Raw genomic sequence first — 3,740 nt, forward strand, 5'->3', positions numbered from 1 at the left:
AGATAAGGCACAATGATCGCGGTCAGCGTCATCAGCATGATCACGGCGCTCGCCGAGCCGACGGCCATCTCGTTGCGCTTGAAGGTGAACTCGTACATGAAGTTGGACGGCAGCCAGGCCGAACCGCCCGGTCCGCCGCTGGTCAGCGCCACCACCAGGTCATAGGACTTGATGGCGAGGTGGGCGAGCACGATGAAGGCCGACAGGAACACTGGCCGCAGCAGCGGAATGACGATGCGGCGGTAGAGCTGGAAGGTGGTGGCGCCGTCGATCTGCGCCGCCTTCATGATCTCACCGTCGATGCCGCGCAAGCCGGCCAGGAACATCGCCATGATGAAGCCGGAGGCCTGCCAGACTCCAGCGATGACCACGGTGTAGATGACGAAATCCTTGTTCTTGATCCAGTCGAAATGGAAGCTCGTCCAGCCCCACCGGTGCAGCGTCTGCTCGAGGCCGAGGCCGGGATCGAGGAACCATTTCCAGGCGACGCCGGTGACGATGAAGGAGAGCGCCATCGGGTAGAGGTAGATCGGCCTGAGCATGCCTTCGCCGCGGATCTTCTGGTCGAGCAGGATGGCCAGGAACAGGCCGAGCGCCAAGCAGATAAAGATATAGAGGAAGCCGAAAATGCCCATGTTGGTGATCGAGGTGTACCAGCTCGACGGCGGGTCGCTCTCGAAGGTCCAGCGCCACAGCCGCTGATAGGCGCGCGGCCCGGTAATGGCGTAGGACGGGAAGGTCTTGGAATTGGTAAAGGACAAATAGATCGTCCATAGGATGAAGCCATAGACGAAGACGATCGTCGCCGCGAAGCTCGGCGCCAGCACGATCTTCGGCAACAGATCCTGCAGCCGCGAGCGAACGGACGCTCCTGGGCGGGCGTCGTGCTCCGGTGTCAGCTTCGCGGTGGTTTCGGCTACTGTGCTCATCGGCTCATCCAGTACCGGTTCGTCGGGGGCCGACCGGCGCAAAGCGCCAGCCCGGGCAATCCCGGACCTTGCCTCGTTAGAAACCTCCCCGCCAGGGCGGGGAGGTCGTTTCAAGCATCGCTTACTTGGCGTCGTCGATCGCCTTGACCAGCTCGGTCACGGCCTCGTCCGAGGTCTTGATCTGGCCATGAACGAACTTCGAGACGACGTCCTTGTAGGCGTTGGCAACGGCCGGAGGCGCGCCATAGCCCTGGGCCAGCGAACCGAACAGCGTGCCGCCTTCGTTGGCCGCCTTCAGGTCGGCGATACCCTTCTTGCCGCAAGCGTCGAAGTCGGTGTCAGGCACGTCGGTGCGGGCCGGAACCGAACCCTTGACGACGTTGAAGGCCGACTGGAAGCTCTTCGACAGCGTGGCGGTGGCAAGCGCTGCCTGGGCGGCCTTGCGGTCGTCCGGAACGTTGAACATGCCGAACATGTCGGAGTTGTAGATCACCGAGCCGTCGGTGCCCGGGAAGCGATAGCAGAGGAAGTCGGTGCCCGGGGTCTTCTTGGCGGCGTGGAACTCGCCCTTGGCCCAGTCGCCCATGACCTGAACCAGCGCGTCACCCTTGATGACCATGGCGGTGGCGAGGTTCCAGTCGCGGCCCGAGAAGTTCGGGTCGACATAGGTGACCAGCTTGGCGAGGTTGTCGAACGACTTCTTCATCGTGTCGGACTTCAGCGATTCCTCGTCGAGGTCGTTGAAGGCCTTCTTGTAGAATTCCGGCCCGCCGGTCGACAGCACGACGGAGTCGAACATTGTGGCTTCCTGCCAGTTCTGGCCGCCGAGCGCGAGCGGGATGACGCCCGCCGCCTTGGCCTTGTCGAGCAAGGCGACGAAGTCGTCGAAGGTCTTCGGCTCGGCGCCGCCGATCTTGTCCATCACCGCCTTGTTGATCCACAGCCAGTTGACCGAGTGGACGTTGACCGGAGCCGCGACCCACTTGCCGTCGTAGACCGAGAATTTCTGCAGGGCTGCCGGAACCGACTTGTCCCAGCCTTCCTTCTTGGCGGTCTCGGTCAGATCGCCCATGACGCCGGCAGCGGCATAGTCGAGCACGGTATAGCCGAGCATCTGCGAGGCGGTCGGATAGTTGCCGGCCGCGACCATGGCTTTCAGCGCCGTCATGGCGGCGTCGCCGCCGCCGCCGGCCACCGGCACGTCCTTCCAGGCATAGCCTTCCTTGGACAAATCCTCCTTGAGGACGTTCAGAGCAGCCGCTTCGCCGCCCGACGTCCACCAATGCAGCATCTGCACTTCCTTGACGTCGGCGGCATGCGCCGAAAACGCAAAGGTCGACGCAAGAGCCGTTCCGATAAGCAGTTTGCGCAACATGTGGTTCCTCCCTTGTTGCAATGCACACAACCGACGGACGTCCGCCGGGGTCTTCCCAACTCAGCCGACCCACCAACCGGTGCGCTGGCCGCGATGAAACTGGATTGTCTTTTCCTCTGTATAGTCCTCGACAGCGCGCTTGCCGAGTTCACGTCCGAGACCGGACTGTTTGTAGCCCCCGAACGGCAGCTCGGGGTAACCTTCCATGAACGTGTTCACCCAAACAGTCCCCGAACGCACATTACGCGCCACCGACATGCAGGTGTCGATGCTGGCGCTCCACACACCCGCCGACAAACCATAGGGCGTGTTGTTGGCGATGTGCAACGCCCTTTCAATCGAGTCAAAGGTTAGCGCGGAGAGCACGGGCCCGAACACTTCCTCGCGTGCGATCGCCATGTCCTCGGTCACGCCGCGAATGATGGTCGGATCGAGATATTGGCCGGCATTTGAGGCGAGCTGGCTGCCGCCCGCATAAACAGAGCCGCCGTCTCCGGCCGCCGCCGTTACATAGCCGGCTACCTTGGTTAGATGGTCGGTGGAAATCATTGCGCCGACCTTGGTGCGGTCGTCGAGCGGATCGCCAACCGTCACCCTGGCGGTCAACGCCTTGACGGTCGCGAGGAAGTCGTCGGCGATCGCCTCATGTACGATCAGCCGGCTGCCGGCGTTGCAGCATTCGCCGGCGTTGAAGAAGCCGCCGAACACCGCGGCATCCGCCGCCGCTTCCAGATCGGCGTCGGGGAAGACGATCTGGCCGTTCTTGCCACCGAGCTCCATCGACACCTTCTTCAGGGAGTTCGAGGCGGCAGCCATCGTCATCTTGCCGACGCGGGTGGAGCCGGTGAAAGACACCATCTCGACCAGCGGATGGTTGACCATCGGCGCGCCGACATCGCTACCCAGGCCGGCAAGGATGTTGACGACACCCGCCGGCAGGCCTGCTTCAAGCAGGATGTCGCCGAGCACGAAGGTCGAGGCCGAGGTCATCTCGCTTGGCTTCACCACCGCCGTGCAGCCGGCGGCGAGCGCGAAGGGGAGCTTCTGGCTGATGATCAGGAAGGGGAAATTCCACGGCGTGATGATCGAGACGACGCCGATCGGCTCACGCAGCACAACGCCCAGCATGGCGTCGCCGAGATTGGCGTAGCTCTCGCCGTGCAGCGTGCGGGCGAGCGAGGCGGCATAACGCCAGATGTCGACGGCGCCGCCGATCTCGCCGCGCGCCTGGGCGATCGGCTTGCCGGATTCCAGCGCGTCGAGCCTGGCGATCTCTTCCAGCCGGACCTCGATCAGGTCGACCGCCTTGAGCAGGATGGCGGCGCGCTCGGATGCCTTCATGCGCGGCCAGGGGCCGGCCTCGAAGGCCCTATGCGCGGCAGCCACCGCGGTCTCGACTTCCGCTTCGCCGGCCTGAGCATAGCGCGAGACGGCAA

3 protein-coding genes are annotated in these 3,740 nt (G+C 63.7%); all 3 read right to left on the reverse strand.

The window, feature by feature from the left end; all coding sequences use genetic code 11:
- The coding region (locus EN742_RS27750; RefSeq protein WP_148670302.1) for a sugar ABC transporter permease at nucleotides 1–929 on the reverse strand (929 nt) is incomplete at its 3' end.
- Between the two features lie 121 nt (nucleotides 930–1,050).
- Nucleotides 1,051–2,304, reverse strand: a complete 1,254-nt coding sequence (locus EN742_RS27755; RefSeq protein ID WP_126058402.1) for an ABC transporter substrate-binding protein — start codon at nucleotides 2,302–2,304, stop codon at nucleotides 1,051–1,053.
- 60 nt (nucleotides 2,305–2,364) lie between these two features.
- Nucleotides 2,365–3,740, reverse strand: a 1,376-nt coding sequence (locus EN742_RS27760) for an aldehyde dehydrogenase family protein (RefSeq protein ID WP_128333509.1), incomplete at its 5' end; no start/stop codon positions are given.

It is taken from the genome of Mesorhizobium sp. M4A.F.Ca.ET.020.02.1.1 (genome assembly GCF_004022645.1).
In the GTDB taxonomy this organism is placed as follows: Bacteria; Pseudomonadota; Alphaproteobacteria; order Rhizobiales; family Rhizobiaceae; genus Mesorhizobium.